This window comes from Aquabacterium sp. (assembly GCF_049317225.1).
Taxonomy (GTDB): domain Bacteria; phylum Pseudomonadota; class Gammaproteobacteria; order Burkholderiales; family Burkholderiaceae_C; genus Aquabacterium.
In genome coordinates, this window is the sequence record NZ_JBMOIR010000001.1 from 387171 (window position 1) to 413384 (window position 26214).

Below are 26214 nucleotides of genomic sequence, written 5' to 3' on the forward strand. Positions count from 1 at the left end.
GAACACCGCGTCGCGCATGACCGAACTCAAGAACGTCGAGGCCGAACTCAGCCGCTTCCGCATCCGTTTGTGGGCGGCCGCGGGCTTCGTCCTGTTCTGCTTCGGCTTGTTGCTCTACCGGTTGGTGGTGCTCCAAGTGGTGCGGCACGATGACCTGGCTGCGCAGGCCGAGAACAACCGCATCGCGGTGGTGCCGATCGTGCCCAATCGGGGCTTGATTGTGGACCGCCATGGCGTGGTCTTGGCCAACAACTATTCGGCCTACACGCTGGAAATCACCCCGTCCAAGGTAGATGATCTGGAGGGGACGATCGATGCCTTGTCCCACATTGTGGACATCCAGCCCCGCGATCGTCGCCGCTTCAAGCGCTTGCGGGAAGAGTCTCGCAGTTTCGAGTCCATCCCGATCCGCACACGCCTGACGGACGCCGAAGTGGCTCGCTTCACCGCGCAACGCTTCCGTTTTCCGGGGGTGGATATCCAGGCACGTTTGTTCCGCCACTATCCCTATGGCGAGTTGGCCAGCCACGTGTTGGGCTACATCGGTCGCATCAACCAGCGCGAAGCCGAGGCCATGGAAGACTGGCCGGACGAAGACCGTGCCAACTACCGCGGCACCGAGTACATCGGCAAGTTGGGCGTCGAGCAAAGCTACGAGCGCGAACTGCACGGTATCACCGGCTTTGAAGAGGTGGAAACCAGTGCAGGCGGTCGGGCTGTTCGTCGCTTGCGCTCCAACCCGGCCACGCCGGGTAACACCATCCATCTGTCGATTGACATCAAGCTCCAGGCCCTCATCGAGCGTCTGTTCGGCAGCCGTCGCGGCGCCCTGGTGGCGATCGACCCGCGCAACGGGGATGTGCTGGCCTTCGTGTCCAAACCCACCTTTGATCCCAACCTGTTTGTGGACGGGATTGACGTGGACAACTGGAAGGACCTGAACGAGTCCGCCGACAAGCCCTTGCTGAACCGGGCCTTGCGTGGCACCTACCCCCCCGGCTCGACCTACAAGCCCTTCATGGCGCTGGCGGCCTTGAATACGGCCAAGCGTGATCCGCGCACCATCATCATGGACACCGGGGTGTTCAACTTTGGTGGCCATGCTTTCCGCAGCCCGGAGAACGAGCGCGGCGGCGCCATGGACATGCGTCGCGCCATCGTTGAGTCCAGCAATGTGTACTTCTACTCGCTGGCCAATGAAATGGGCGTGGATCTGATCCACGATCAGATGTCGCCTCTGGGCTTCGGTCGCCAGACTGGCATTGACCTCAAGGGCGAGGTTTCGGGAATCCTGCCGTCCACCGACTGGAAGCGCAAGGCCTACCGTCGGCCCGAGCAGCGCAAATGGTATGCCGGGGAAACCATCTCGCTGGGCATTGGCCAAGGCTACAACAGCTTCACGATGCTGCAGATTGCCACAGCCTTGTCGACCGTGGTGACGAATGGTCAGCGGTATGAGCCTCGCCTCGTGAGTCACATTGAAGATGTGGTGACCCGCGAGCGCCGGCAAGCCGAGCGCGCCACCTTGGATCCGGTGCCGTACAAGCCCGAGCACACGGCGCTCATCAAGGATGCCATGTACGGGGTGACCCAGCAGGGCACTTCAACGCGTGTGTTCATGGGGGCAGGCTATGCCAGCGGCGGCAAGACCGGGACCGCGCAGGCGGTGGGGCTGCGGCAAGGCGAAAAATATGTGGCCTCCCGCATGGACGAATACCGGCGGGACCACTCGCTTTACGAGGCTTTCGCGCCCGTGGATGCGCCCCGCGTGGCCATGGCCGTGATTGTTGAAAATGCCGGTTTCGGTGCCGCAGCGGCGGCGCCCATTGCGCGTCGTGTGCTGGACTACTTGCTGCTAGGTATCTATCCGAGCGAAGAGGACATCCTGGCGGTCCAGCAAGGTCGCGGCGTGGCGCCCACTGGCCAACCTCGCAAGGTGTCTGATGTGCCTTTGCCGCTGGGGCGAGATGCCTTCGGTGGCACGGTGACCGGCCTGACTGCAGATGCTTTGTCGGCCAATGGCATTCCAGTGCCACGTGCAACGCCGGCAGCCTCTGCGCCGGGCTCCGCCCCATCCAGCCCTGAGCCCGCTCACCCGCTGCCGGTGGTGCCCACCGCCCCCGCTTCGGCCGCGTCTGTCGTGATGCCTGCAGCCTCGAAGGAATCGCCATGAAAGTCGCCTTTGACAAGCCTTCCTGGCTGCAGCGCCTCAAACCCATTTTTCAAGGGTTTGATCTGCCGTTGATTTTCATCGTGTTGTGCATGTGCGCGCTGGGGCTGGTGAACATGTACTCGGTCGGGTTTGACCACGGCACACGGTTCATGGATCAGTTGCGCAACATCCTGCTTGCGGGTTTCCTGTTGTTCCTGGTGGCGCAAGTGCCGCCGCAGCGTTTGATGTCTCTGGCGGTCCCCATCTACACATTCGGGGTGTTTTTGTTGATTGCCACAGCGGTGTTTGGCATCACGAAGAAGGGGGCGACACGGTGGTTGAACGTTGGCGTCGTCATCCAGCCCTCTGAAATCTTGAAGATCGGCGCCCCCCTGATGCTGGCTTGGTGGTTTCAGCGTCGGGAGGGACAGTTGCGTCCGCTGGATTTTGCGGCCGCGGGCGGGCTGTTGCTCATGCCTGTGGCGTTGGTGCTCAAGCAGCCGGACTTGGGGACGGCCTTGCTGATCCTGTCGGGGGGCTTGTATGTGATCTTTTTTGCCGGCTTGAGTTGGCGTCTGATTTTGCCGGTGCTGGCCGCCGGGGCCATTGGCATCAGCCTCATCGTGGGCTACCAGACGGATCTGTGTCAGCCCGACGTGAAATGGATGGGACTGCACGATTATCAGAAGAACCGGGTTTGCACCTTGCTGGACCCGACGACCGACCCGCTGGGTAAAGGCTTCCACATCATCCAGGGCATGATCGCCATCGGGTCGGGTGGGGTCAGCGGCAAGGGGTTCATGAAGGGCACCCAGACCCACTTGGAGTTCATCCCCGAGCGCACCACGGACTTTGCCTTTGCCGCCTATTCCGAAGAGCAGGGGTTGATCGGGGGGCTGGCCTTGATGGTCGGATTCTTGGCGCTGATCTTCCGGGGGCTGGTGATTGCCTCGCAGGCGCCCACCCTGTTTGCCCGACTGATGGCGGGCAGCATTTCGCTGAGCTTCTTCACCTATGCTTTTGTCAACATGGGCATGGTGAGCGGCATCTTGCCCGTGGTGGGGGTGCCCTTGCCCTTCATCAGCTATGGCGGTACGGCCATGGTGACCCTGGGGCTGGCGCTGGGCATTTTGATGTCGATCGCGCGCAGTCGTGGCCTGATGCAGCGTTGACGCTGTCTGAGTACCATTCACGTATGAGCACGCTCCGATCTTCCCCCCTTCGCCACGACGCCTTGGATCGCCTGATCATGTCGGTGGACACGGCGATGCGCACGGCCTTGGCCACGCACTCGGCGGCACGGCCTCTGCCGGAAGCCGCCGAGCCGGATGGCGAACTGTCGGCCGAAGACAAGCGCTTGTCGGCGGCGCTGATGCGGGTCAATCATGTGGGCGAGGTGTGTGCGCAGGCCTTGTACGCCTCACAGGCCTGGGGCACGAACGATCCCGCGTTGAAAGCCCAGTTCGAGGAAGCGGCGCGCGAAGAGAACGATCACCTGGCGTGGACCGAGGCGCGTTTGAGTGAGTTGGGCGGACGCACCAGTCTGCTCAACCCGCTCTGGTATGCCGGCGCGTTTGGCATCGGCTTGTTGGCCGCCAAGGCGGGGGATGCCATCAGCCTGGGCTTTGTGGTCGAGACCGAACGACAAGTCGAGGCCCACCTCAACAGTCACATGGACAGTTTGCCCGCAGGCGATCACCGCTCGCGCGCCATCGTGGCGCAAATGCGCGACGACGAGGTGGCGCACGCTGATGCAGCCCTTCAGGCCGGTGGCGCCCCGCTGCCTGCGCCGGTCAAAGGGCTGATGCGGTTGGCGGCCAAGGTCATGACCACCGTCGCCCACCGCATCTGACGACCTGACGAAATCAGGCTGAGACGATCTCGAAGCTGGTCGTGATCTCGGCGGTCTTGCCGATCATGATGGATGCCGAGCAGTACTTCTCGTGCGACATCTGGATGGCGCGGGCCACGGCGGTTTCCGTCAGGTTCACGCCCGTGACGATGAAATGCATGTTGATCTTGGTGAACACCTTGGGGTCGGTGTCGGCGCGATCGGCCGTCAACTTCACTTGGCAACCGCGCACATCGTGGCGACCGCGCTTGAGGATCAGCACCACGTCATAGGCGGTGCAACCGCCGGTGCCGGCCAGCACGGTTTCCATCGGGCGAGGCGCCAGATTGCGTCCGCCGCCTTCGGGGGCGCCGTCCATGTTGATGATGTGGCCGCTACCGGTTTCGGCCATGAAGGCCATGCCCGAGGCGGGTTGCCAGTTGATCGTGCATTCCATGCTTGAGTCCTGTTGACGCGTGCGTCAGGGACGCTATTGCGTCAATCCTGCACACTTGATACACTTTGTAGCAGCAGTAAGGAACTTTTTGCAAACCGCAGAGTCCCAACACTGCTTTGTTTTTTTGTCTCCTCCACTTTACCGTTCAAACGGCAATTCCAACCCGAGATGCATGTCTCGGGTTTTTTTTTGTCTGTACGGTACGAGCCAGTGAAGAAAGTGAGCGCTCGCTAATCTCGGTGGGCGCGTGCGGCCTCGGCTGAGGCTTTGGCCTTTGCGGCCATTTCTTCACGCAGACGCTTGAGTTTCTCCCGGGGGTCTTCCTTGGGACCGCCGCCTTCACCCAGTTTCATTTCGGCAATGAAGCGGCTGGGCATGGCCTGCACATACTCGCGGCCTTTCTTGCGTCGTTTGAGCACGCTCACGGCCAATGTCAGGCGGGCCCGTGTGATGCCCACGTACATCAGCCGGCGCTCTTCTTCGACCTGTTGCGGCGTGATGTCACCTTCCTCCCGCGAGAAGGGCAGGGAGCCTTCGTTGACGCCAGCCAGCACCACATGGGGCCACTCCAGACCTTTCGAGGCGTGCAGGGTCGACAGGGTGACTTGCTTCTGATCGCTCTCGCGCTCGGCCAGGCTGGTGATCAGCGAAATCAGCTGTGCCACCTCCAGCACGCTCTTCTTCTCGGTCTCGACGGTCATGCCACCGTCGTTCTCGATGGCCCCGCCGCATCGCTTGGCCACCCAGTCCACAAAGTCCAGTACGTTGGTCCAGCGGGCGGCCGCCACCTTTTCGTTTTCTTCGTTGTCGTACAGGTGCTGCTCGTAGCCAATGTCCTTGAGCCAGTCGAGCAGCCAGACCTTCGCGGCTTCGGAACCATAGGTCTGGCGCGCGCGGTATTCCAGGTCGTTGATGAATCGGCCAAACTCGTGCAGCCCTTCCAGCGCGCGCTTGTTCAGGCTGGCGTGCAGCGAGTCGGCAAACAGGGCCTCGAACAGGCTGACCTTCCACTTGCCGGCAAACTCGCCGAGGGCGCCCAAGGTCTGGTGACCAATGCCGCGTTTGGGGGTGGTCACAGCGCGCAGGAAGGCGGGGTCGTCGTCGTTGTTCAGCAGCAGGCGCAGCCAGGCGCACAGGTCCTTGATTTCGGCCTTGTCGAAAAAGCTCTGCCCACCAGACACCTTGTAGGGAATGTTGGCCTTGCGCAGTGCCTGTTCAAACGGGCGGGCCTGGTGGTTGGCGCGGTACAGGATGGCAAAGTTGTTCCAGTCCGTTTTGCTCGGGTCACCGGGGTGCAGTTCCAGCAAGCGGTTGCGCAGGGTGACAAAGTGGGCCACGGCGCGCTCGGCTTCGTGCTCTTCGTTGTCGCACTCCATCAGCTTGACCGGCTCGCCTTCCCCCAGGTCCGACCACAGCGTTTTCTGGAACAGCTTGGGGTTGGTGGCGATCACATGGTTGGCCGCCCGCAGGATGGCCGACGTGGAGCGGTAGTTCTGCTCCAGCGGGATCACCTTCAAATTGGGGAAATCTTGCGGCAGGCGCTTGAGGTTGTCCAGCGTGGCACCCCGCCAGCCGTAAATGGACTGGTCGTCGTCGCCCACAGCGGTGAAGATGCCTTCCGGACCCACCAGTAACTTCAGCAATTCGTATTGCGTGGCGTTGGTGTCCTGATATTCATCGACCAGCACATGGCGCAACTGACGCTGCCACTTGCTGCGCACCGCTTCGTGCTCTTGCAGCAGCTTCATGGGCAAGCCGATCAGGTCATCGAAATCCACCGCCTGGTACGCCAGCAAGCGCTCCTCATAGAGCTTCATCACCCGGGCGGCGATTTGTTCGTCATCGTCCTGGGCTTGGGCGAGGGCCTGCTCGCTGTTGAGCCCCATGTTCTTCCACAGGCTGATGGTCCATTGCCAGTGGCGCGCCAGTTTGGCGTCGGTGGTGCTGCCGGCGTCTCGCAGGATGGACGTCACGTCGTCGCTGTCCAGGATCGAAAACGCGGGTTTGAGCCCCAGCGCCGCGCCATCTTCGCGCAGCAGCTTCACGCCCAGCGAGTGGAAGGTGCACACCAGCAGCTTGCCCGCGGCTTTCGGCCCGATCAGGCTCTTGACGCGCTCGCGCATTTCCGCGGCGGCCTTGTTCGTGAAGGTGATGGCCCCGATCTGCGAGGGGGCCAAACCGGCTCCCGGCCCGGGCTGGAGCAGGCGGGCGATTTTGTGGGTGATCACGCGGGTCTTGCCGGACCCCGCGCCCGCCAGCACCAGGCAGGGGCTATCGAGGTGGTGCACAGCAGCCATTTGGGCCGGATTCATAGAGGGCGGGGCGTACGAAGGAGACGAAGACATCGGGCAAGCACTACGAGCTTACCTACTCAACGGGGCGCGTGAGCGCATCCGCAGCAGGCAAGGGTGCCAAGGATAGTGCAAGCAGCCCCTTGAATGCGTGTCGGGATGTGATCCCCGACTCAGGTGGTTGGGGTGGGTAACCAAGGGTGAACCCGTGACACGAGCAGCATGCTCGCTCATACCATCAATCATCATGCCGGGCTTGCCTCCAAGATGCTTAGTCTGGCGGCCGTGGGTGAATACACCCGGAGATGACGATGATCCATCCGTTAAAGAAGTGTTTGGCGCTAGGGAGCTTGTTGGCCGGCTGCGCTGTGACGACCACAGTGCAGGCTGCTGCATACACCTACGAATTCAAAACGTTCTTTGACACCTCCACCACTGACAACGTGGTTGACACCAAGACACTGAACTACTCGGTGGCAACCCTGCAGGTCAGCGATGTGTCAGGTGGTGTGGTGTTGACTCTGAAGCAGAACACCAGCGCTTTTCCCGCATTGATGACCTCCGGGACGTTCGTGGAAGCACTTTGGCTGAACGCTTCGTCGGGCGGGGTCAATAGCTTGTCGGGGATCGGTCTGACAAGTTCGTCTGGATACGTGTCGTCGGGCTTGACGCAAGACGCCGGGTATACCTACAAATGGAATCTGGACTTCCAGGACGGCACGTTCTCGGAAGGATCGTCTACATCAGTCCAACTGACTGGTGCAGGCATCACGGCAGACAGCATCGTGGCAGCCAAGGCACCCATCATGCTGGATTTGGCAAATGTGGGTGGGGTGTACGGTAGCGCAGCCAACAGTCACGTTCACTTCGTGGTGGGGAAAGCGGTTGCGGCAGTGCCAGAGCCTGGGACGGCTGTGTTGATGGGCTTGGGCGTCTTCGCCATGGCGGGGCTGAAGCGCCGTCGAGCTTGAATGAACGGCCTGAAAAAAACCCGCCGAGGCGGGTTTTTTGATTCTGGTGGGCCGGGCTTCACAGACTGGCCACGAACTCCCCCAGCACCTCGGCAAAGGCCCCCGGTTGTTCGACGGCGCTCAGGTGCGCGCACCCCTGCAGGGTCACCATTTGCGCATGGGGCACGCTGCGCGCCATGACCTGCATGTGCTGGGGGGGCGTGCTTTCGTCTTCGCTGCCGGCAATCAGCAGGGTCGGCACCTTGATCTGACTGAGTTGCGCCGCATAGTCCGCGCTGCACAGAGCGGCTGCGCATGCGGCATAGCCTTCAGGGTCGGTTGCCTCCAACAGGCGTTGGTGACGTGTCACGGTTGCCCCCTTCATTTCGCGGAAGGCGGAGCTGAAAAAGCGCTGCATGGCCCCAGTGCTGACGGCTTGGATGCCGTGAGCCTCAACCGCTGCGATGCGTTGCCCCAATGCTTCCCGACCGGCTTGGTCATAACCTGAGGTCGTGTTGGCGAGCACCAGTGCCTTGATTTTCTCTGGGTGGCGCAGAGCCAGTTCTTGACCAATCATGCCCCCCATCGACAGGCCAACCCAGATGACGGGCTCACCGCCTGCGACTTCGTCAATCAGGCGTGCCGCATCGGCAGCCAACTCTGCCAGGGTCACGCCATCGTGTGGCATGGCGGAGCGTCCGTGTCCCCGCGTGTCGGGGCAAATGACGCGACAGGTCGACGCCGCTTCGTTCGCGACGAGATCCCACATGGAGCTGTCTTGGCCCAGTGCATGACTGAACACAATCGTGTGCTGCGGCTGGCCGTTGCGCGCGTCGCGTACGGTGGCGTGCAGCTTGGGGCGTGTGCTGGTAAAGACTGAGCGACCGACACCGGGGTGCCATGACAGATCCGCTGGATGCGGAGGGGGCTCCATGCCCAACTCTCGCATGATGCCCAGTGCCTTGGCAAAGCCTGTGTTGGCCGCGGGGACCCCGGCATAGATGGCAATCTGGATCAGCGCCTCGCGAACCTCCTCGGGGGTCAGTGTGTGGGCGTTGCCAGGCGTCAGCGAGCCACGCATGTGAATTTCGAACTCGTCCCAGCGGCCCAGCGCGCAGGTCACCGCCATCACAATGATGCGACGGGTCTTCCAGTCCAAGCCTGGACGCCCCCACACACCGTGCCAGGCGTAGTCCGTGATGAAGTGTTGAAAGCCTGCGTTGAAAGCGTTCGCTTTGGCGACGGATTTATCAACCCAGGCATCGCCCAGTGCCGCACGGCGGTTGCGCATGCCGCGCTCAAAAGGGTGGTCGAACGGGTACTCGAGGTGATCGGACATAACTTGCGCGCAAAAATGAAGCGAGATAGCCGCCATTGTGCAGGCTGGGTGGCCGTTTGACGGGCGTTGGTGCAGTGAACCGTGCAGGATCGGTTATGGTGCGGGGCATGAACCACGTTGCTTTTGCTCAGCGCATCGTGCGTCGCATCGGCGGCGTACTGGGCGTGTTGTTACTTGTCGCCGGGTGTGCGTCGGGCCCTGGGCCCGATCGTCGGCCTGTTCCTGGCGTGCCGGGGAGCTTCCCGGACAAAGATGGTGCGCCCATTGACGCACCGCCTAACCTGGCCAGCCTGCCTGACCCCGTTCCTCGAATCGAGCCGATCAGGTCCGGAGGTCCCAACAAGCCCTATACCGTGTTGGGGCAATCGTATGAACCGGTTGTGGGTGACATCCCCTGGAAAGAAACTGGGACCGCGTCTTGGTACGGTACCAAGTTTCACGGGCGCCGCACGGCCAGTGGTGAGCTCTACAGCGTTTATGGACTGACTGCCGCGCATCGAACCCTGCCGATTCCCAGTTATGCGCGTGTCAAAAGTTTGAAAACGGGCAAGTCGGTCATTGTCCGCATCAACGATCGCGGGCCGTTTCATTCAAGTCGGGTGATTGATCTCAGCTACGCGGCAGCGGTCAAGCTGGGCATTGAGCGTCACGGCAACTCTCAGGTCGAGGTTGAGCGGCTGACCTTCGACGATATTCGGGCAGGATCCTGGCAGCCTGACGCGCGCGCGGTTGATCCGGTTGTGGCATTTGCCCCGTCAGGTGCGTTGGGTGAGTCCGCGCCCACCCCCGTTCGGGAGCCGATGGCGCCCGAGACAAAAACGTTGCCGCCTCCATCTGATGTGAGCAGGGCAGCAGAGGCTGCAGGCAGGGCGCATACTGTGGCAGCGCGGGGCTTCTGGGTGCAGTTGGCCGCCTTGGCACGCCAGGAGGGCGTAGATCGCATGCACAAGCGTGTGTCAACAGACCTCAGCAGTTTGTTGCCCATGCTGGCTGTTTTTCACGAGGCCCCGTACTACAAGCTTCAGGTCGGGCCTTACGCCACGCGCTCTGAAGCGCATGCTGCGGCAGAGCGGGCGCGACACATGCTGCAGATTGTTCCGATGGTCATTGAGCGCCGCTGATTCTCTGATGCCGTACCTTGGTTTGTTGTTGAATGCCTTCGTCTGGGGGCTGTCGTGGTGGCCATTGAGGCAATTGCAGAGCATGGGGCTGCACGCCATCTGGGCCACCCTTGTCTTCTTTCTGTTGGGCACCCTCCTGATCAGTGCCTGGCAGCCTCAGGCGTGGCGGACACTGCGCCAGACACCGACGCTGTGGTGGCTGGCGCTCGCTGCAGGCGGAACCAACGCGGCGTTCAACTGGGGCATCTCCACGGGCGAGGTGGTCCGTGTGGTGCTTTTGTTCTATCTCATGCCCCTGTGGGCGGTGGGGCTGGCTTGGTGGCTCTTGGGCGAGCGGGTCACCCTCTCGGCGCTCGTGCGCATCGCGTTGGCCTTGATCGGGGCTTTGTTGGTGCTCAAGCCGGAGTCAGGTGGGTGGCCTCGCTTCAATGGCCTGGCCGACTGGCTGGGTTTGGCGGGTGGCGCAGGCTTCGCCTTGACGAACGTACTGTTGCGTCGTCACGCAGAAACCCCATCCTCGGCACGAGCCCTCAGCATGTTCCTGGGCGGCATCGCACTGCCCGGGTTGTTGGGCATGCTGCTGATGCCCCAAGGACTGGTCACCCCGTGGCCGGCGCTTGAAACCGGGTGGTTGCCCGCCGCTTTGGCCATGGGGGCCGTGTTCTTTTGTTCCAACCTGGCCATGCAATACGGCGCGGCCAATGTGCCCGTTCACATCACCTCAGTGGTGATGTTGACCGAGGTGGTGTTTGCCGCATCGTCCGCAGTCTTGATCGGTGGGGAAACCTTGCGCCCCATGGAGTTGCTGGGGGGGGCATTCATCTTGGTGGCCGCATTGTTGGCCACGCGTGATGAAGCCTGAGTCGCGCTGCTGCAGGCGACCCAGGCGCCGAGGTCGGCTTAGCCGCGCTGTTTGCGACTGTGGTTGTGGACTGTGTCCACAAGGACTTGCACGTTTTCAGGTGGGGTGAACTGGCTGATGCCATGTCCCAGGTTGAAAACGTGGCCCGACGTTGCGCTGGGCTTGCCAAAGCTGTCCAGCGTACGGATGACCTCAGCTTGGACCTGCTCCGGCTGAGCGAACAGAACATTGGGGTCCAGGTTGCCCTGCAGTGCCACACGGTCGCCGACCTTGGCGCGTGCTTGCCCCAAGTTCATGGTCCAGTCCAGGCCAACGACGTCGCAGCCACTGTCGGCGATTTCATCAATCCAGATGCCGCCACCCTTGGTGAACACAATGTGCGGGATGCGGTAGCCGTTGTGTTCCTTCTTCAGTTGTCCCAGCACACGCTTGGTGTAGGCCAGACTGAATTGCTGGAACGCGCCATCTGCCAAGACGCCGCCCCACGAGTCGAAAATCATGGCGGCTTGCGCGCCTGCTTCGATTTGCGTGTTCAAGTACAGTGCCACGGCATCGGCGTTGACGGCCAAGATGCGGTGCATCAGATCCGGGCGCTGGTACATCAGCGTCTTGACCAGTCGGTAGTCATCCGAGCCGCCGCCTTCCACCATGTAGCAGGCCAGGGTCCAGGGGCTGCCCGAGAACCCGATCAGGGGCACCTTGCCCACACCATTTTCATCGGCCAGGGCCTTGCGGATGGTGCCCACCGCGTCAAAGACGTAGCGCAGTTTCTCCATGTCCGGCACGGCCAATTCGGCCACGGCAGCCTCGTCTCGCACCACTTTGGCGAACTTGGGTCCCTCGCCTGCGGCAAAACTCAAGCCCAGCCCCATGGCGTCGGGCACAGTCAGGATGTCGGAAAAGAGGATGGCGGCATCAAGGTCATAACGACGCAGGGGCTGCAGCGTGACCTCACAAGCCAATTCTGGATTGGTGGCCAAACCCATGAAACTGCCGGCGACATCGCGCGTGGCGCGGTATTCGGGCAGATAGCGGCCAGCTTGCCGCATCAGCCAGACGGGGGTGTAGTCCGTCGGCATGCGCAGACAGGCGCGCAAGAAACGATCATTGGCCAGCGGTGGCAGCGAAATGGAGTGAGGGGTTGCAGCAGTCATCCCGCAATTGTAGGTGGGGGGTCACTGATACATATTGATATGCCACGGGGGTATCGTCACTTCGCTGCCTAAATATGCAGGAAGTCCCGCCAGGCTGCGCTCCGATTGGGGCTGCTTGGCGAGCTGCCGGTGGATGGCCTCCAGTGTTGCGATGGGGGCCTGTGTCGAGACGAAATTGGCAAGCCACGCCGGCACCTGCCCGCCGAGGTCCACCCGGGTTCGGAATTCGATCCGAGTCCAACCCCCCTTCAGTGGTGTCAATCTGAATTGGTTGCGAAGGTGAGGGATGCGGATCACACCAGCCTGAACGGGGTAGTCGCTGACCTCCCGGCTGTCCACCACGATGCTGCCATCGCTGTCTTGGCGGATCCTGGCCCGAGCCAGCAGGTCACGGTCTGCGGTTGGCCATGCACCTTTGAACCTCAGATAGACATGGTCTGCCGGGCGGTCGGACGGTTGTGTCGCGGATGCGCATTGGAAGATCCAGGCGCACATTTGGCGGGGATCTGTGATCAATGCTAGGGTGCTCAACACGGAGTAATGCGCCTCGGTTTGTCCTCTGAACTCTTTGACGGGGCTGCCATCTACTTCGCGCACCCACGCTTGCACGGCGTCCCGCCGGTTTGCACCCGACTGGATGTTCTGCCACTCACCGGCGGCCTGCGCGGGCGCAGTGGTGAGCGCCCACAGGCAGAGCGCCCCCAAACAACCACTGACTGCGCGAAACATGTTGCCCCCTGATCTGGTTGAATCGGCGTCTACGGCGCCTTCGGAGCGGCGCAGATTCGCATGTCGGCGTTGTTTTGAAAGTAGGGGAATCGATGACGACAGGCATCAAAACCCGCAGATCGGTGGTGACCTCAGCCCCGGTTCGCCTGCAATCGCGCAAAACACTTGGATGATTCCGGGTAAGTGCGTATAATCTTTAGGTTTTGCCGACATCTGGGTCGGTGTTTTTGCGCCAGAGAGTGACAAGCCATGCCTGCTAACCAGGATTCTGACTTCGAACTATCCGACTGGTCCAAAGACATCGATCCGCCCGTGGAAGCGCTGACGCGAGAGGAGGCTCAAGCCCTGATCGCTCGCAATCCTTCAATGTCTGTGTGGCAGGTTGTTGCTGCGCAGGCTCTGTTTGGGTTGTCAGTGGCGCTGTTGTGGGGGGGCTTGTCGCGCAGTGTGTCTGCTCTGCTGTCGTCGCTTTATGCGGTGGCTGTGGTGGTGGTGCCCAGTTTGCTCATGGCGCGCGGGGTGTTTGGACGCAATGCGAGGCGAGGGGTTGGGCGCCTCCTGGTGTGGGAGGTGCTCAAGCTAGGGCTGATCTGTGCCTTGCTGGCGCTGGCTCCCAAGCTGATCAGGCCACTGGACTGGGTGGCCTTGATGGTGACCTTGGTGTTGGTGTTGAAAGTTGTTGGGGTGGTGCTGTTGATCGGACGGCGCCACGAAAAGAAATCTTGATTTAACGAGAGTTGCTGATGTCTGACGCTGTCGCTGCTACGGCCGAACACGCGGCCCACCACGGCCCCACCGCTCCGGAATACATCGGGCACCACCTGCGCCACCTGCAGAACTTCACTGAGAAGCAGGCCATCGTTGACTGGAACTACATCAACCTGGACTCCGTGTTCTGGTCTGTGGCTCTGGGTCTGCTGGGTGTGTTCCTGCTGTGGAAAGCTGCCCGCAAGGCTACTTCTGGCGTTCCTGGTCGCTTCCAGGCTGCGGTGGAAATGCTGGTCGAGCTGGTGGACACCCAAGCCAAGGGCATCGTTCCCAATGAAACCTCTCGCAAGGCTGTTGCGCCTGTGGCGCTGACCGTGTTCGTGTGGATCTTCTTCATGAACGCGATGGACTTGCTGCCTGTCGATCTCTTGCCCCGTATTTGGGAAGAGTATTACAAGGTGGCCGGTCATGATCCGCATCACGCTTTCATGCGTAGCGTTCCGACCGCCGACTTGTCCATCACCTTGGGCATGTCGATCTCCGTCCTGCTGATCTGCTTGTACTACAACATGAAGATCAAGGGCATCGGCGGCTTCATCAAAGAATTGTTCACTGCCCCCTTCCACGCTCACAGCGTGGGTGGCACCATCGCCCTGGCCCTGCCAAACTTCTTCCTGAACCTGGTTGAATTTGGCGCCAAGACGATCTCTCACGGTATGCGACTGTGGGGCAACATGTATGCTGGCGAATTGGTGTTCATGCTGATCGCTTTGCTGGGTGGTGCCATTGGCGCAGCGCTCACCTTCGGTGGTGCGGGCCTCTGGATCCTGGGTGTGCTGGCAGGTTCGGCCTGGGCCATCTTCCACATCCTGATCATTGCGCTCCAGGCCTTCATCTTCATGATGTTGACCCTGGTGTACATCGGTCAGGCACATCAAGGTCACTGATCCCCTTCGGTCACCTGAAATACGTTTCTTTCTTTTTTCTTTACTTAACCTACCTTTCTTTTAGGAGCAATCATGGAACTGGTGTTGGCTAACGTCGCTATCGCTTGTGGTCTGATCATCGCACTGGGCGCCATCGGTGCTTGTATCGGTATCGCCCTGATGGGTGGCAAGTATTTCGAAGCCACCGCTCGTCAGCCTGAGCTGATGAACGAACTGCAAACCAAGATGTTCCTGCTGGCTGGTCTGATCGACGCGGCTTTCCTGATCGGTGTTGGTATCGCCATGCTGTTCGCTTTCGCGAACCCCTTCATCGCCGCTCTGGCCAAGTAATCGGTCCCTTCTCGACTGAACATCCCAATTAACCGAGAAAGGTCCGAGCCGTGAATCTGAACGCAACGCTGTTCGCGCAGATCGTGGTTTTCGGGATCCTGTGGTGGTTCACGATGAAATTCGTGTGGCCCCCGATCACGAAGGCTCTCGACGAGCGCGCAAGCAAGATCGCTGCAGGTCTGGCTGCTGCCGACAAGGCTAAGCTTGAACTGGCGAACGCCAACAAGAGCGTCCAGGAGCAGCTCGCCCAATCCCGCGACGAAATCGCTCAACGTATCTCTGACGCTGAAAAGCGCGCAGCAGTCATCGTTGACGAGGCCAAGAAGCGTGCTTCTGACGAAGCAGCCAAGATTGTTGCTGACGCCAAGGCTGAAGCCGATCAACTGGCGGTGCAAGCCCGTGAAGCCCTGCGTGAGCAGGTCGCTGGTCTGGCCGTCAAGGGTGCCGAGCAGATTCTGCGTCGCGAGGTGTCGGCTGAGGTCCACGCGGACCTGCTGAACCGCCTGAAGTCGGAGCTGTGATCATGGCCGAGCTTGCCACCATTGCCCGTCCTTACGCCGAAGCACTGTTCAAGGCTGCTCCCGAGGCAGAGCAATCTGCCTGGGTGGCTCAAGTCACTGCACTGGGTCAAGTCGCTCGCGACGCCCAACTGCAGAGCTTCGCCGACAACCCTCGTGCCACGCAGGAGCAAGTCTTCAGCGTGATCACTGAGGCTGCCAAGGTGGCTTTGGCTCCGGCCGTGGCCAACTTCCTGCGTACCGTTCTGGAAAACGGTCGTCTGCCGGCTCTGCCGGTGATGGCCGAGCAGTTCCAAGCCCTCGTGCAAGCCCGCCAGGGTGTGTCCGAAGCACGCATCTACAGCGCCTACCAAATCAGCGACGCGCAAGTTGCTGACATTCTGGTGCCGCTGGAAAAGCGCTTTGGTCGCAAGCTGGAAGCCAAGGTTGAGGTCGAATCCGATCTCATCGGTGGCGTGCGCGTGGTGGTCGGCGACGAAGTGCTCGACACTTCGATCAAGGCCCGCCTGGAACGCATGAAGTCGGCACTCCTGGCCTGATCCGGAGCCCGGCCTCACAACGAATAGTCGCTCAACCCCACCGGTGGTCCTTGCGCCACCGGTTGTCGTCAACGAGGTTTGCCTTCGAGCAGCCCTTGACCAGCCTGGGAGCAAAGCAATGCAACTGAATCCCGCAGAAATTTCCGAACTGATCAAGAGCCGCATCGATGGTCTCGGCGCGGCTGCCGACATTCGCAACCAGGGTACCGTCATCTCCGTGACCGACGGTATCGTCCGCGTGCACGGCCTGTCCGATGCCATGCAAGGCGAAATGTTGGAGTTCCCCGCAGACGCCTCCGGCGTCCCCACCTACGGCCTGGCCCTGAACCTCGAGCGCGACTCCGTCGGCGCCGTGATTCTGGGTGGCTACGAGCACATCTCCGAAGGCGACGTGGTCAAGACGACCGGCCGCATTCTGGAAGTGCCCGTGGGCCCCGAGCTGGTTGGTCGCGTGGTGAACGCTTTGGGTCAGCCTATCGACGGTAAGGGCCCCATCAACGCCAAGCTGTCTTCTCCCATCGAGAAGATCGCCCCTGGTGTGATCGCGCGCCAATCCGTTGACCAACCCCTGCAAACCGGTATCAAGTCGATCGACTCGATGGTGCCGGTTGGTCGTGGTCAGCGCGAGCTGATCATCGGTGACCGTCAGACTGGTAAGACCGCTGTCGCCATCGACGCCATCATCAACCAGAAGGGTCAAGGCGTGACCTGTATCTACGTTGCCATCGGTCAGAAGGCATCGTCGATCAAGAACGTCGTGCGCTCGCTGGAACAAGCTGGCGCCATGGAATACACCATCGTGGTGGCTGCCTCGGCCTCTGACTCGGCTGCCATGCAGTTCGTGTCGGCCTACTCTGGCTGCGCCATGGGTGAATACTTCCGCGATCGTGGCCAAGACGCCCTGATCGTTTATGACGACCTGTCCAAGCAAGCTGTGGCTTATCGTCAAGTGTCGCTGCTGCTGCGTCGTCCTCCCGGGCGCGAAGCTTTCCCAGGCGACGTGTTCTACATCCACTCCCGCCTGCTGGAGCGTGCCGCTCGCGTGAACGCCGACTACGTCGAAGCGTTCACCAACGGTGAAGTGAAGGGCAAGACCGGTTCTTTGACCGCCCTGCCGATCATTGAAACGCAAGCCGGTGACGTGTCCGCTTTCGTTCCGACCAACGTGATCTCGATCACCGACGGTCAGATCTTCCTGGAAACCAACCTGTTCAACGCTGGTATCCGTCCTGCGATCAACGCCGGTATCTCGGTGTCTCGCGTGGGTGGCTCCGCTCAGACCAAGGTCATCAAGAGCTTGTCCGGTGGTATCCGTACCGACTTGGCTCAGTATCGTGAACTGGCCGCCTTCGCGCAGTTCGCTTCCGATCTGGACGCTGCGACCCGCAAGCAGCTGGACCGCGGTGCCCGCGTGACCGAACTGCTGAAGCAGGCTCAGTACGCACCTCTGTCGGTCTCCCTGATGGGTGCCACTTTGTTCGCCGTGAACAAGGGCTACATGGATGACGTGGATGTCAAGAAGATTCTGGCCTTTGAAGCTGGTCTGCACCAGTTCCTGAAGACCAGTCACGCTGCTCTGCTCGCCAAGATCGAAGAGAAGAAGGCCCTGGACAAGGACGGCGAAGCCGAACTGCAATCGGCCATCGTCGCGTTCAAGAAGACCTTCGCCTAAAGGAGCGCACCATGGCCGTAGGCAAGGAAATTCGCAACAAGATCAAGAGCGTCGAGAACACCAAGAAGATCACCAAGGCCATGGAAATGGTCGCGGCTTCGAAGATGCGCAAGGCGCAAGATCGCATGCTTGCGGCTCGCCCCTACGCTGAAAAGGTGCGCAGCATCACGGCCAACCTGGCTCACGCCAACCCCGAGTACGTCCATCCCTTCATGCAGCAAAACGCTGGCGCGAAGAAGGTGGGTCTGATCGTGGTGAGCACAGACAAGGGTCTGTGCGGTGGTTTGAACACGAACGTTCTGCGTGCCGTAACCAACAAGCTCAAAGAGCTCGAAGGTCATGGCGTGCAGGCGGACGTGGTCGCCATCGGTAACAAGGCTTCCGGCTTTTTCAACCGCATGGGTGCCAACGTGGTGGCCAGCGTGGTCGGCATGGGGGATACCCCCCATCTGGAAAAGCTCATCGGCCCGGTCAAGGTTCTGCTCGACGCTTACACCGCTGGTCAACTCGACGCGGTTTACCTGTGCTACACCCGCTTCATCAACACGATGAAGCAGGAGCCCATGGTTGACCAACTGCTGCCTTTGGCAGGCGACGAGTTCGCAGGCGAACCGACTCATGCATGGGAATACATCTATGAGCCGGACGCCAAGGTGGTCATCGACGAGCTGATGGTCCGTTACGTTGAGGCGCTGGTTTACCAGGCTGTGGCAGAGAACATGGCTTCGGAGCAGTCGGCCCGCATGGTGGCCATGAAGGCCGCTACCGACAATGCCGGCAATGTGATCAAGGAACTGAAGCTGGTCTACAACAAGACCCGCCAGGCCGCGATCACGACCGAACTGTCCGAGATCGTTGCCGGTGCGGCGGCGGTCTGATCCGAAGATTTTGAATTGATTGAAGGAACGAAAAATGGCTGACACGCAACAAGCAGTGGGCAAGATCGTTCAGTGCATTGGCGCCGTGGTGGACGTGGAATTCCCACGCAACCAAATGCCCAAGGTGTACGACGCCCTGAAGATGGAAGGCTCCGCGCTGACCCTCGAAGTGCAACAGCAAATGGGCGACGGCATTGTCCGTACCATCGCGCTGGGTTCGTCCGACGGCCTGCGCCGCGGCATGCAGGTGTTCAACACCAATGCTCAGATCACCGTCCCCGTGGGCCAGGCTACCCTGGGCCGCATCATGGACGTGCTGGGTAACCCCATCGACGAACGTGGCCCCGTGGACCAAGCCCTGACGGCTCCGATCCACCGCAAGGCTCCTGCTTACGAGGAACTGTCGCCCTCGACCGAGTTGCTGGAAACCGGCATCAAGGTGATCGACTTGATCTCGCCTTTCGCCAAGGGCGGCAAGGTGGGTCTGTTCGGTGGCGCCGGTGTGGGCAAGACCGTGAACATGATGGAACTCATCAACAACATCGCGAAGGGCCACGGCGGTCTGTCGGTGTTCGCTGGTGTGGGTGAGCGTACCCGTGAAGGTAACGACTTCTATCATGAAATGTCGGACGCTGGCGTGGTGAAGCAGGACAACCTGTCTGAATCCAAGGTCGCCATGGTGTACGGCCAGATGAACGAGCCTCCAGGAAACCGTCTGCGCGTTGCGTTGACTGGTCTGACCATGGCCGAAGCCTTCCGTGACGAAGGCAAGGATGTGCTGTTCTTCGTGGACAACATCTACCGTTACACCTTGGCCGGTACCGAAGTGTCCGCTCTGCTGGGTCGTATGCCTTCCGCCGTGGGTTACCAACCTACGCTGGCTGAAGAAATGGGCCGTCTGCAAGAGCGTATTACGTCGACCAAGGTCGGCTCGATCACCTCGATCCAAGCCGTGTACGTCCCTGCGGATGACTTGACCGACCCGTCGCCTGCGACGACTTTCGCTCACTTGGACTCCACCGTCGTGCTGTCTCGTGACATCGCTTCGCTGGGTATCTACCCTGCGATCGATCCGCTGGATTCGACCTCGCGTCAGCTGGACCCCAACGTGGTGGGCGAAGAGCACTACGGCGTCGCCCGTGCTGTGCAGAACACGCTGCAGCGCTACAAGGAACTGCGCGACATCATCGCGATTCTGGGTATGGACGAACTGGCTCCGGAAGACAAGCTCACCGTTGCCCGCGCTCGTAAGATCCAACGCTTCCTGTCGCAGCCGTTCCACGTCGCTGAAGTGTTCACCGGCGCGCCTGGCAAGTACGTGTCCCTGAAGGAAACCATCCGCGGCTTCAAGATGATTGTGGCTGGCGAATGCGATGCTCTGCCTGAGCAAGCCTTCTACATGGTGGGTACGATCGACGAAGCCTTCGAAAAGGCCAAGACGATGCAATAAGCATTGCACTCGGATCGGGTCCGGCCTCGTGTCAGATTCGATCCGGTTGCCTGCTTTCGCGCCGTCCGGAGTCGAGCTCCTGCCCTGCGCCTGACGGTGCAAATCGTTGAACCCATTTTGAAAGCTCAATATGTCCACCATTCACGTTGACGTTGTTTCCGCCGAAGAGTCGATCTTTTCGGGCGAAGCCACGCTGGTGTCCCTGCCGGGTGAGGTGGGTGAGCTTGGCATCCTGCCGCGTCACACCCCGCTGATCACCCGCATCAAGCCGGGCGCCGTGCGCATTCAGCGCGCCGACAACAACGAAGAAGAATTCGTCTTCGTGGCTGGCGGCATTCTGGAAGTGCAACCTCACTGCGTGACCGTGCTGGCCGATACGGCCATCCGTGGTCATGATCTGGATGAGGCCAAGGCCACTGAAGCCAAGCGTTTGGCTGAAGAGGCTGTGCAGAATGCCCAGAGCGATCTGGACTTGGCACGCGCCCAAAGCGAACTGGCCGAGATGGTTGCTCAACTGGCTGCTATCCGCCGCTTCCGCAAGAAGTGATCTTTGCCGCGGTGCTTCGGCACCGTGTCGCATCCCAAAGGCCCACCGCGCAAGCTGTGGGCTTTTTTCTTTGGCGCTGCGCTTTCGTGCAGTCTTAGACGCACCAAGCCGATCAGGCTTCACCTTGTTCGACGGTTGCAATGCCGGGGACGAGTAGACTGTGAGGCTCTTTCTGCCCTTTTCGGTTTTCGGAGTTTCTGATGTCCACCGCGCGTACCGCCGCCAAACCCACCGCCAAGCGTGCGGCTGCCAAGCAGCAGCCCGGCAAGGCTCCTCGCAAGGCCGCGAAAGCACCTGTTCTGACCGTGCAGGACTATCTTCAGAAAATCTTGACCAGCCGTGTGTACGACGTGGCGGTGGAGAGTTCTCTGGACGAGGCTCGGAATCTGTCGCGGCGGTTGGGGCATCAGGTCTACCTCAAGCGTGAAGACCAGCAACCGGTGTTCAGCTTCAAGCTGCGCGGCGCCTACAACAAGATGGCGAAGCTCAGCAAGCAGCAGTTGGCCAAGGGGGTGATCTGCGCTTCCGCCGGCAATCACGCCCAAGGGGTGGCGCTGGGGGCCAAACGACTGGGGTGCCAGGCCACGATCGTGATGCCGACGACCACGCCGCAGGTGAAGATCGACGCGGTGCGTGCGTTTGGCGGAGAGAACGTTCAGATCGTGCTGCACGGCGACAGCTACTCTGATGCGGCAGGCCACGCGAAAGAGCTGGAAAAGAAGAAGGGGATGACCTTTGTCCATCCCTTTGATGACCCAGATGTGATCGCGGGGCAGGGCACCATCGCCATGGAAATCCTGCGCCAGCATTCCGGCCCGATCGATGCGGTGTTTGTTGCCATCGGGGGCGGCGGGCTGATCAGCGGCGTCGCGGCGTACATTAAAGCGGTTCGCCCCGAGATCAAGGTCATCGGGGTCCAGATGAGCGACTCGGATGCCATGGCCCGGTCGGTCAAGGCGGGCAAGCGCGTGACGCTGGATGACGTGGGCTTGTTCTCCGATGGGACGGCCGTGAAGCTGGTCGGTGAAGAAACCATGCGCTTGGCCAAGGACCTGGTGGACGACTTCGTGATCGTCAACACCGATGCGGTGTGCGCGGCCATCAAGGACATCTATCAAGACACCCGCTCCATCGTAGAGCCCGCCGGGGCGCTGGGGGTGGCGGCGCTGAAGCAGTACGCTGAGCGTCATGGCGGACAAGGGAAGACCTACATCGCGATCAATTGCGGTGCCAACATGAACTTTGACCGCTTGCGCTTTGTGGCCGAGCGGGCCGAAGTCGGTGAAGAGCGCGAGGCCTTGTTGGCGGTCAGCATCCCTGAAGAGCGGGGTTCTTTCAAACGATTCTGCGAGACGATTGGTCCACGCAGTGTCACCGAGTTCAACTACCGTATCTCCGACGAGAAGCAAGCTCACGTGTTTGTGGGGCTGACCACGAAGGAGAAGGGCGAGTCCAAGAAGATCGCCCGTCAGTTCGAGCAGCAAGGGTTCAACACCGTGGATTTGACCCACGATGAGTTGGCCAAGACCCACATCCGTCACATGGTGGGGGGGCGTTCATCCCTTGCAGAAGGGGAGCGCCTGTTCAGCTTCGTGTTCCCCGAGCGGCCGGGCGCCTTGATGACCTTCCTGACCAGTTTGCCGCCGGGCTGGAACATCAGCCTGTTCCACTATCGCAACCAGGGGGCCGACTACGGTCGCATTCTGGTGGGCCTGCAAGTGCCCAAGGCAGAGACCAAGTCCATCAAGTCGTTCCTGGACAACTTGGGCTACATCTGGGTCGATGAATCTCGCAATCCGGTGTACCGCTTGTTCTTACGCTGACAGGGATCAGTCTCGGTTGGTGTGACCAGCCGGGTGCTGGGGTGGCGGCGGCATGCCGCCCCCCGCTTGCACGGTAGGCTGCGCGCCCATGGGCCCAGCCTGTGCATAGGCCGAGCCTGCATTGCGCACCACCCCGGTGGGGGCTGGCAGTGTTCCGGTTGCGGCCATCGGCAAGGTTGGCAACGTCAAAGTGATGGATGGCGCGGCATCGGAGCGGCCGATTTGCGCCTGACGCTGAGACACACTTTGCAGGACCAGATCGCCATCCACTGTGCCGCCGATTCGGACGGCCCGTGCTGGCTTGCCGTCCACGGAGATCAGTGCCACGCCACCGCTTTGTTCGGATCCACGCGGTGCCACGGCACCAATCAGCCGAATGCGACCCGCCAACTGTGATGCAGCGTTGGGCTCGACGCTGGATGCTGCTTTTGCAGGACCTGCGAGCAGTCGCTGGAAGTCGCCCCGTACATCGCTCTCCAGTGACACGCGATGGGCGTGAGGAGGAACGGCGGCAGGGTGCGCCAGCCAGCGCAGGCCCCAGTACGCCAAACTGGCTGCGACTGCGGCCCAAGTGATGAGTGCAAAGATGCGTGACGCCATGATCTGACCATTATGATGGGTGTTCATTGCGCCAGCCTGGCTAAACGACGCATCAAACCTCGGGTTCATCCCGCATCATGGGGGCTGTGCGCTCGGGCATGCTGGCGCGCCGGGATGCTTCAAGGGAGATGCGAAGCACCTGTGGACCGTTCAAGTCTGTTTAGGATCGACACATGAAGTTTGTGCAAATGCCGCAAGGGGGGCAGAAGGCCATGCGCGCCCTGCAACGAGGTTTCACACTGATCGAGCTGATGGTGGTGCTGGTGATCATCGGGCTGCTGGCCGCGCTGATCGTGCCCAACGTGCTGGATCGTGCCGATGATGCACGCGTGACCGCCGCACGCACTGACGTGAGCAACATCATGCAGGCGCTGAAGCTCTACAAGCTGGACAATCAGCGATTCCCGAGCGGTGAGCAAGGCTTGCAGGCGCTGGTGACCAAGCCGACGGCCGCGCCGATTCCGCCGAACTGGAAGTCGTATCTGGAAAAGCTGCCGAATGATCCATGGGGGCGCCCTTATCAGTACGTGAACCCAGGTGTGAAGGGCGCAGTCGACGTGTTCAGCTTTGGTGCAGATGGTCAAAGCGGTGGTGAAGGCCGCGATGCCGATATCGGCTCCTGGCAGTAAGCGCGGGCGCGCCCGCGGCTTCACGCTACTGGAGTTGATGGTGGTGGTGGCCATGCTGGCCATTGCCACGGCCGTGGTGAGTTTTGCGGTGCCGGATCCGTCTTCGACGCGTTTGGAGCGCGAGGCCGCTCGGCTCATTGCTTTGCTGGAGTCGGCTCGTACGCAGGCGCGGGCCGGGGCCATGACCGTGTTGTGGGTGCCGCAGGCCAAGGGCAGCGAGGCAGACTATCAGTTTCTGGGGCTGCCAGCGGCGTTGATGCCGCCGTTGAAATGGCTGGAGCCCGAGGTGCGCGCCGAAGTCGTCGGTGCGCGCAGCATTGTGCTGGGGCCTGAGCCCGTGATTGGGGCGCAGAGTGTGCTGCTCCGCCTGGATGACAAGCAAATCATCGTGGGAACCAAGGGACTCGGCCCATTCGAGGTGCTGAATGGTCAATCCACCGAGGACAGCTTGCCCGGAGAGGAAGGGAGCGCCAATGCAACGTCACCTTGAATGGGGTCGCGGAATGACCTTGATTGAGGTGTTGGTGGCCCTGGCCATTGTGGCCATGGCCTTGTCTGCCGGCATCAAGGCGGCCGGCGGCTTGAGCATCAATGCGCAACGCATGAGCGATTTGACGCTGGGTCAGTGGTGCGCTGAAAACCAGTTGACCGGGCTGAAGCTGGCGAAGACCTTTCCGCCTGAGGGGGACAGTGATTTTCAATGTTCGCAACTTGGCCGGCGGCTGCCTGGGAAGATGATGGTTCGCGCCACGCCCAATCCGAATTTCCGGCGTGTCGATGCGCAAGTGCTGGATGAGCAGGGCGCACCGATCGTCAAGTTGTCGACGGTTTTGCCGCGATTCTGAGGCGATGTCCGTGAGCACTGTGCGTCGTCATCTCATCCCTCATCGGCAAGCCCTGGGTTTCACGCTGATCGAGGTGTTGGTGTCCATCTTGATCTTGTCCGTTCTGGCAGCATCCGCCTGGAAGGGCATGGATGCGATCACGCGGGCACGTGAGATCTCGGATGACAACCTGAAGCGAACCCTGAGACTGCAGGCGGTGATGACGCAACTGGAGACGGATCTGGCGCAGGTCACGGACACGCAGATCGTCAAGGGGCTTCAGTTTGATGGCGCGAATCTGATGATGACGCGCCGAACCGGTGCGGGTGTTCGTGTGGTGGTCTGGTCGGTGCGAGACGGACGCCTGCAGCGGTGGGCCAGTGCGGATACCACGCAGGTGGGGGCTTTGCAGAATCATTGGCGCGCAGCCGGGCAGTTGCAAGGGCGAGAGCCCGGCACCTTGGTTGCCCTGCGTGGGGTGCTGCAATGGCAGGTGTACTGCTTCCGGGGTGGCGCCGTCACCAACTGTCAATCCAGCGGCGATGTGGTCAAGAGCGGTGCCCCCTCGGGCGCGGTGGCGGCGCGAGAGCAGTTGCCCACCGCCGTCCGCGTGCAAGTCAGTTTGAGCGAGGGCAGCGGGTTTTCGGGTCTCTTGACGCGGGATCTGATGCTTGCGCCTCAGCCGGGCCAGAACTGAGGGATGGCATGACGGCAAGCAGGAATCTTCGATTGGTGCGGACCCCTTGGCGCGTGCGTGATGAGCGTGGCGCGGCCTTGTTGATGGCCATGGTGATCGTGACGCTGGTGGCCACGTTGTCAGCCTCCATGGTCTGGCAGCAGTGGCGAGCCGTTCAGGTCGAGGCGGCTGAGCGTGTACGGTCCCAGGCAGGTTGGGTGCTGAGTGGTGCGCAAGATTGGGCGCGCATGATCTTGCGGGAAGACCAGCGAAACGGCGGGCCGGATCACTTGGGGGAGCCTTGGGCCATTCCGTTGGCGGAAGCACGCTTGTCCACGTTCCTGGCCGCAGATGCGGCCAACAATGCGAGGGCCGGTGAGCAAGATGATGCCCCAGAGGCCTTCTTGTCGGGCAAGGTGGAGGATGCGTCCGCTCGGTACAACCTGCACAACCTGGTCAATGATCAGGGTGATGTGGTGCCTGAAGAGTTGGCGGTGTTTCGGCGCTTGTGCGAAGCGGCCGGTTTGTCGCCCGCGCTGGCGGACGGTGTGGCCAACTCTTTGCGTCAGGCGTCGTTGGCCACGAAGTCTGGTGATGCGTCTGCGCTGGACAAGCTGGGCGGTGACGAGGGGCGGAACAAAGCGCCACTCTTGCCCCGGAGTGTGAGTGAGCTCACCTGGCTGGGGCTGGACGCTGGCACCGTGGAGCGGCTGCGTCCTTTCATCACCCTGTTGCCCGACGCTTCTCGTGTGAATGTGAACACGGCCAGCAAAGAGGTGATTGCCGCTGCGGTGGATGGGCTGGATTTGGCGCGTGCATCGCGCATCGTGCAGGAGCGTCAGCGCAATCCGTTCAAAACTGTCGATGCGATCACGGCCATCCTTGGGGCGGGCCGATGGAATGTGGATCGTCTGGCGGTCACGTCTGACTTCTTCGAGGTGAGTGGTCGTCTGCGGATGGATGACAACGTGATCGAGCAGCGTCAGTTGCTGCAGCGTGTCGGTGCTGATGTGCTGGTGCGACAGCAGTCGCGGTTTTCGGGCTTGGAGTCATCATCCGGTATGACTGCGACCCCATGATCGGGGTGTGCAGGGTGCCAAGCAGGTATGAATCCTTAAAGGGACGCTGCGAAGGCACTTCTACAATCGTCGGGCGCGCCAACCGGTGCGTTTCAAGGAACATTGAAC

Annotated in this window: 27 protein-coding genes; 21 read left to right on the plus strand and 6 right to left on the minus strand. The window is 61.2% G+C overall.

The genetic code is table 11. The features are described from left to right. Nucleotides 1–16: 16 nt before the first annotated feature. Genes mrdA through coq7 form a run of 3 tightly spaced genes read left to right on the plus strand, consistent with a single transcriptional unit; the run spans nucleotide 17 to nucleotide 4004 of the window. The gene (mrdA, locus tag ACOYNB_RS01585; RefSeq protein ID WP_422837360.1) at nucleotides 17–2173 is read left to right on the plus strand and encodes a penicillin-binding protein 2; all 2157 of its coding nucleotides are present in this window, start codon (nucleotides 17–19) and stop codon (nucleotides 2171–2173) included. Next, nucleotides 2170–3324 carry a rod shape-determining protein RodA gene (gene rodA / locus ACOYNB_RS01590; protein WP_422837361.1) on the plus strand — a complete coding sequence of 385 codons (1155 nt, stop codon included), beginning with the start codon at nucleotides 2170–2172 and terminating at the stop codon, nucleotides 3322–3324. Before mrdA ends, rodA begins: the two co-directional genes overlap by 4 nt. A gap of 23 nt (nucleotides 3325–3347) precedes the next feature. Then, nucleotides 3348–4004: a 2-polyprenyl-3-methyl-6-methoxy-1,4-benzoquinone monooxygenase gene (coq7, locus tag ACOYNB_RS01595; protein ID WP_422837362.1), complete on the plus strand. Its 657-nt coding sequence runs from the start codon at nucleotides 3348–3350 to the stop codon at nucleotides 4002–4004. 13 nt (nucleotides 4005–4017) lie between these two features. On the opposite strand, the gene ACOYNB_RS01600 is transcribed toward coq7, so the two are convergent. Together ACOYNB_RS01600 and ACOYNB_RS01605 are read right to left on the minus strand one after the other, a co-directional pair. Next, nucleotides 4018–4440 (minus strand): OsmC family protein, encoded by a 423-nt coding sequence (locus ACOYNB_RS01600; RefSeq protein WP_422837363.1) that lies wholly within the window; start codon nucleotides 4438–4440, stop codon nucleotides 4018–4020. 230 nt (nucleotides 4441–4670) lie between these two features. Further along, nucleotides 4671–6785 carry a UvrD-helicase domain-containing protein gene (locus ACOYNB_RS01605; protein WP_422837364.1) on the minus strand — a complete coding sequence of 705 codons (2115 nt, stop codon included), beginning with the start codon at nucleotides 6783–6785 and terminating at the stop codon, nucleotides 4671–4673. Nucleotides 6786–7042: 257 nt separating this feature from the next. On the opposite strand from ACOYNB_RS01605, the gene ACOYNB_RS01610 reads away from it, so the two are divergent. After that, nucleotides 7043–7702 carry a PEP-CTERM sorting domain-containing protein gene (locus tag ACOYNB_RS01610; protein WP_422837365.1) on the plus strand — a complete coding sequence of 220 codons (660 nt, stop codon included), beginning with the start codon at nucleotides 7043–7045 and terminating at the stop codon, nucleotides 7700–7702. A gap of 58 nt (nucleotides 7703–7760) precedes the next feature. Here the strand turns inward: ACOYNB_RS01610 and ACOYNB_RS01615 are convergent, their stop codons facing one another. Continuing rightward, on the minus strand, nucleotides 7761–9020 hold the full coding sequence (locus ACOYNB_RS01615) for an alpha/beta fold hydrolase (RefSeq protein WP_422837366.1): 1260 nt from the start codon (nucleotides 9018–9020) through the stop codon (nucleotides 7761–7763). A 107-nt stretch (nucleotides 9021–9127) separates the two neighbouring features. Between ACOYNB_RS01615 and ACOYNB_RS01620 the strand changes: the two genes are divergently transcribed. Together ACOYNB_RS01620 and ACOYNB_RS01625 are read left to right on the plus strand one after the other, a co-directional pair. Next, nucleotides 9128–10141: a septal ring lytic transglycosylase RlpA family protein gene (locus ACOYNB_RS01620; protein ID WP_422837367.1), complete on the plus strand. Its 1014-nt coding sequence runs from the start codon at nucleotides 9128–9130 to the stop codon at nucleotides 10139–10141. A gap of 7 nt (nucleotides 10142–10148) precedes the next feature. Beyond that, nucleotides 10149–11003 (plus strand): DMT family transporter, encoded by an 855-nt coding sequence (locus ACOYNB_RS01625; protein WP_422837368.1) that lies wholly within the window; start codon nucleotides 10149–10151, stop codon nucleotides 11001–11003. A 38-nt stretch (nucleotides 11004–11041) separates the two neighbouring features. Here ACOYNB_RS01625 and hemE read toward each other — a convergent pair whose 3' ends face one another. Together hemE and ACOYNB_RS01635 are read right to left on the minus strand one after the other, a co-directional pair. Continuing rightward, the gene (gene hemE / locus ACOYNB_RS01630; RefSeq protein ID WP_422837369.1) at nucleotides 11042–12157 is read right to left on the minus strand and encodes a uroporphyrinogen decarboxylase; all 1116 of its coding nucleotides are present in this window, start codon (nucleotides 12155–12157) and stop codon (nucleotides 11042–11044) included. Nucleotides 12158–12178: 21 nt separating this feature from the next. Then, a complete protein-coding gene (locus tag ACOYNB_RS01635) occupies nucleotides 12179–12886 on the minus strand; it encodes an START domain-containing protein (RefSeq protein WP_422837370.1) in 708 nt (235 codons plus the stop codon). Between the two features lie 249 nt (nucleotides 12887–13135). Here ACOYNB_RS01635 and ACOYNB_RS01640 point away from each other — a divergent pair, with 249 nt between their 5' ends. From ACOYNB_RS01640 to ilvA, 10 genes are all read left to right on the plus strand, one after another. Continuing rightward, nucleotides 13136–13612 (plus strand): ATP synthase subunit I, encoded by a 477-nt coding sequence (locus tag ACOYNB_RS01640; protein ID WP_422837371.1) that lies wholly within the window; start codon nucleotides 13136–13138, stop codon nucleotides 13610–13612. A gap of 17 nt (nucleotides 13613–13629) precedes the next feature. Next, nucleotides 13630–14541 carry a F0F1 ATP synthase subunit A gene (atpB, locus tag ACOYNB_RS01645; RefSeq protein WP_374257161.1) on the plus strand — a complete coding sequence of 304 codons (912 nt, stop codon included), beginning with the start codon at nucleotides 13630–13632 and terminating at the stop codon, nucleotides 14539–14541. A 72-nt stretch (nucleotides 14542–14613) separates the two neighbouring features. Next, nucleotides 14614–14871 carry a F0F1 ATP synthase subunit C gene (gene atpE / locus ACOYNB_RS01650; protein ID WP_339582213.1) on the plus strand — a complete coding sequence of 86 codons (258 nt, stop codon included), beginning with the start codon at nucleotides 14614–14616 and terminating at the stop codon, nucleotides 14869–14871. A 50-nt stretch (nucleotides 14872–14921) separates the two neighbouring features. Beyond that, the gene (locus tag ACOYNB_RS01655; protein WP_422837372.1) at nucleotides 14922–15392 is read left to right on the plus strand and encodes a F0F1 ATP synthase subunit B; all 471 of its coding nucleotides are present in this window, start codon (nucleotides 14922–14924) and stop codon (nucleotides 15390–15392) included. A gap of 2 nt (nucleotides 15393–15394) precedes the next feature. Continuing rightward, entirely contained in the window at nucleotides 15395–15928 is a 534-nt protein-coding gene (locus tag ACOYNB_RS01660) for a F0F1 ATP synthase subunit delta (RefSeq protein ID WP_422837373.1), read from the plus strand. 118 nt (nucleotides 15929–16046) lie between these two features. After that, nucleotides 16047–17600: a F0F1 ATP synthase subunit alpha gene (atpA, locus tag ACOYNB_RS01665; RefSeq protein WP_422837374.1), complete on the plus strand. Its 1554-nt coding sequence runs from the start codon at nucleotides 16047–16049 to the stop codon at nucleotides 17598–17600. Nucleotides 17601–17611: 11 nt separating this feature from the next. Further along, a complete protein-coding gene (gene atpG / locus ACOYNB_RS01670) occupies nucleotides 17612–18478 on the plus strand; it encodes a F0F1 ATP synthase subunit gamma (RefSeq protein WP_422837375.1) in 867 nt (288 codons plus the stop codon). Nucleotides 18479–18512: 34 nt separating this feature from the next. Beyond that, the gene (gene atpD, locus ACOYNB_RS01675; protein WP_422837376.1) at nucleotides 18513–19928 is read left to right on the plus strand and encodes a F0F1 ATP synthase subunit beta; all 1416 of its coding nucleotides are present in this window, start codon (nucleotides 18513–18515) and stop codon (nucleotides 19926–19928) included. Nucleotides 19929–20058: 130 nt separating this feature from the next. Next, nucleotides 20059–20475, plus strand: coding sequence for a F0F1 ATP synthase subunit epsilon (locus ACOYNB_RS01680; protein WP_374257171.1), 417 nt, complete (start codon nucleotides 20059–20061; stop codon nucleotides 20473–20475). A gap of 200 nt (nucleotides 20476–20675) precedes the next feature. Beyond that, on the plus strand, nucleotides 20676–22298 hold the full coding sequence (gene ilvA / locus ACOYNB_RS01685) for a threonine ammonia-lyase, biosynthetic (protein WP_422837378.1): 1623 nt from the start codon (nucleotides 20676–20678) through the stop codon (nucleotides 22296–22298). Nucleotides 22299–22304: 6 nt separating this feature from the next. On the opposite strand, the gene ACOYNB_RS01690 is transcribed toward ilvA, so the two are convergent. Beyond that, the gene (locus tag ACOYNB_RS01690) at nucleotides 22305–22925 is read right to left on the minus strand and encodes a hypothetical protein (RefSeq protein WP_422837379.1); all 621 of its coding nucleotides are present in this window, start codon (nucleotides 22923–22925) and stop codon (nucleotides 22305–22307) included. A gap of 146 nt (nucleotides 22926–23071) precedes the next feature. On the opposite strand from ACOYNB_RS01690, the gene gspG reads away from it, so the two are divergent. Genes gspG through gspK form a run of 5 tightly spaced genes read left to right on the plus strand, consistent with a single transcriptional unit; the run spans nucleotide 23072 to nucleotide 26106 of the window. Next, on the plus strand, nucleotides 23072–23527 hold the full coding sequence (gene gspG, locus ACOYNB_RS01695) for a type II secretion system major pseudopilin GspG (protein WP_374257176.1): 456 nt from the start codon (nucleotides 23072–23074) through the stop codon (nucleotides 23525–23527). Beyond that, complete coding sequence (locus ACOYNB_RS01700; protein ID WP_422837380.1) at nucleotides 23502–24017, plus strand: pilus assembly FimT family protein; 516 nt, start codon at nucleotides 23502–23504, stop codon at nucleotides 24015–24017. The genes gspG and ACOYNB_RS01700 overlap by 26 nt, the downstream gene beginning before the upstream one ends. Beyond that, a complete protein-coding gene (gene gspI, locus ACOYNB_RS01705) occupies nucleotides 24001–24372 on the plus strand; it encodes a type II secretion system minor pseudopilin GspI (protein WP_422837381.1) in 372 nt (123 codons plus the stop codon). Before ACOYNB_RS01700 ends, gspI begins: the two co-directional genes overlap by 17 nt. 10 nt (nucleotides 24373–24382) lie before the next feature. Further along, a complete protein-coding gene (locus ACOYNB_RS01710) occupies nucleotides 24383–25048 on the plus strand; it encodes a PulJ/GspJ family protein (protein ID WP_422837382.1) in 666 nt (221 codons plus the stop codon). 8 nt (nucleotides 25049–25056) lie between these two features. Further along, nucleotides 25057–26106 carry a type II secretion system minor pseudopilin GspK gene (gene gspK / locus ACOYNB_RS01715; RefSeq protein ID WP_422837384.1) on the plus strand — a complete coding sequence of 350 codons (1050 nt, stop codon included), beginning with the start codon at nucleotides 25057–25059 and terminating at the stop codon, nucleotides 26104–26106. The last annotated feature ends 108 nt before the right edge of the window (nucleotides 26107–26214 follow it).

Bases quoted from the DNA above. Each gene is read 5' to 3' on its own strand.
- mrdA (WP_422837360.1), top strand. From the start codon at position 17: ATGACCGAACTCAAGAACGTCGAGGCCGAACTCAGCCGCTTCCGCATC.
- rodA (WP_422837361.1), top strand. From the start codon at position 2,170: ATGAAAGTCGCCTTTGACAAGCCTTCCTGGCTGCAGCGCCTCAAACCC.
- coq7 (WP_422837362.1), top strand. From the start codon at position 3,348: ATGAGCACGCTCCGATCTTCCCCCCTTCGCCACGACGCCTTGGATCGC.
- ACOYNB_RS01600 (WP_422837363.1), bottom strand. From the start codon at position 4,440: ATGGAATGCACGATCAACTGGCAACCCGCCTCGGGCATGGCCTTCATG.
- ACOYNB_RS01605 (WP_422837364.1), bottom strand. From the start codon at position 6,785: ATGTCTTCGTCTCCTTCGTACGCCCCGCCCTCTATGAATCCGGCCCAA.
- ACOYNB_RS01610 (WP_422837365.1), top strand. From the start codon at position 7,043: ATGATCCATCCGTTAAAGAAGTGTTTGGCGCTAGGGAGCTTGTTGGCC.
- ACOYNB_RS01615 (WP_422837366.1), bottom strand. From the start codon at position 9,020: ATGTCCGATCACCTCGAGTACCCGTTCGACCACCCTTTTGAGCGCGGC.
- ACOYNB_RS01620 (WP_422837367.1), top strand. From the start codon at position 9,128: ATGAACCACGTTGCTTTTGCTCAGCGCATCGTGCGTCGCATCGGCGGC.
- ACOYNB_RS01625 (WP_422837368.1), top strand. From the start codon at position 10,149: ATGCCGTACCTTGGTTTGTTGTTGAATGCCTTCGTCTGGGGGCTGTCG.
- hemE (WP_422837369.1), bottom strand. From the start codon at position 12,157: ATGACTGCTGCAACCCCTCACTCCATTTCGCTGCCACCGCTGGCCAAT.
- ACOYNB_RS01635 (WP_422837370.1), bottom strand. From the start codon at position 12,886: ATGTTTCGCGCAGTCAGTGGTTGTTTGGGGGCGCTCTGCCTGTGGGCG.
- ACOYNB_RS01640 (WP_422837371.1), top strand. From the start codon at position 13,136: ATGCCTGCTAACCAGGATTCTGACTTCGAACTATCCGACTGGTCCAAA.
- atpB (WP_374257161.1), top strand. From the start codon at position 13,630: ATGTCTGACGCTGTCGCTGCTACGGCCGAACACGCGGCCCACCACGGC.
- atpE (WP_339582213.1), top strand. From the start codon at position 14,614: ATGGAACTGGTGTTGGCTAACGTCGCTATCGCTTGTGGTCTGATCATC.
- ACOYNB_RS01660 (WP_422837373.1), top strand. From the start codon at position 15,395: ATGGCCGAGCTTGCCACCATTGCCCGTCCTTACGCCGAAGCACTGTTC.
- atpA (WP_422837374.1), top strand. From the start codon at position 16,047: ATGCAACTGAATCCCGCAGAAATTTCCGAACTGATCAAGAGCCGCATC.
- atpG (WP_422837375.1), top strand. From the start codon at position 17,612: ATGGCCGTAGGCAAGGAAATTCGCAACAAGATCAAGAGCGTCGAGAAC.
- atpD (WP_422837376.1), top strand. From the start codon at position 18,513: ATGGCTGACACGCAACAAGCAGTGGGCAAGATCGTTCAGTGCATTGGC.
- ACOYNB_RS01680 (WP_374257171.1), top strand. From the start codon at position 20,059: ATGTCCACCATTCACGTTGACGTTGTTTCCGCCGAAGAGTCGATCTTT.
- ilvA (WP_422837378.1), top strand. From the start codon at position 20,676: ATGTCCACCGCGCGTACCGCCGCCAAACCCACCGCCAAGCGTGCGGCT.
- ACOYNB_RS01690 (WP_422837379.1), bottom strand. From the start codon at position 22,925: ATGAACACCCATCATAATGGTCAGATCATGGCGTCACGCATCTTTGCA.
- gspG (WP_374257176.1), top strand. From the start codon at position 23,072: ATGAAGTTTGTGCAAATGCCGCAAGGGGGGCAGAAGGCCATGCGCGCC.
- ACOYNB_RS01700 (WP_422837380.1), top strand. From the start codon at position 23,502: ATGCCGATATCGGCTCCTGGCAGTAAGCGCGGGCGCGCCCGCGGCTTC.
- gspI (WP_422837381.1), top strand. From the start codon at position 24,001: ATGCAACGTCACCTTGAATGGGGTCGCGGAATGACCTTGATTGAGGTG.
- gspK (WP_422837384.1), top strand. From the start codon at position 25,057: ATGACGGCAAGCAGGAATCTTCGATTGGTGCGGACCCCTTGGCGCGTG.